The following is a 647-nucleotide window of genomic DNA, read 5'->3' as shown; positions in this document are numbered from 1 at the left end:
CGGATCTCGTTGGGATCGCGTCCCAGCGTGTTGCAATGCTCGGTCAGCACCCCGATTTTGTGCGCGGCCTCTTCGGGGGTGACGGCGTTGCTGTTCCAGATGTCGGCGTACTGCGCGACCAGGCGCAGCGTCTTCTTTTCGCCGTCCCCGCCGATCAGCACGGGCGGACGGTTGATGGGTTGTGGTTGACAGATCGTCTCGGCCAGCTGGTAGTGCCGGCCCTGGTACGGGCCGTCATTGTCGCTCCACATCTGCTGGCAGATCTGCACCGTCTCTTCGAGCATTTCGAATCGTTGTCGCAGCGGCGGATAGGTGACACCTAGCGCCAGGTGCTCCCGCTCGTACCACGCCGCGCCGATGGCAAACATTGATCTACCACGGGAGAGTACGTCGAGGGTGGCGATTGTCTTGGCGAGCAGGCCGGGGTAGCGATAGGTCACCCCGGTCACCATCAAGGTCAACGTGATCGTCTCGGTCTGCCCGGCCAGGAAACCCAGCGAGGTGTAGCCCTCCAGGAACGGGTCCTCGGCCTTGCCGACCTGTTCCATTTGAAAGAAGTGGTCGGCCAGGGTGAACATCGTGGCGCCGGCTTGCTCGGCTAATTTAGCCGATCCTGCCATCGTGGGCCCAAGCCTCTCGGGAGCGCC

The 647-nt window shown here is 63.1% G+C and carries 1 protein-coding gene; it reads right to left on the bottom strand.

Annotated elements, in window-relative coordinates; genetic code table 11:
• The coding region (locus A5695_RS16800) for an LLM class F420-dependent oxidoreductase (RefSeq protein ID WP_156749704.1) at positions 1 to 647 on the bottom strand (647 nt) is incomplete at both ends.

It is taken from the genome of Mycobacterium sp. E1747 (assembly GCF_001667775.1).
Lineage (GTDB): Bacteria > Actinomycetota > Actinomycetes > Mycobacteriales > Mycobacteriaceae > Mycobacterium.
The sequence above is the reverse complement of the archived record's forward strand: the minus strand, read 5'-3'. Positions and strand labels throughout refer to the sequence as shown.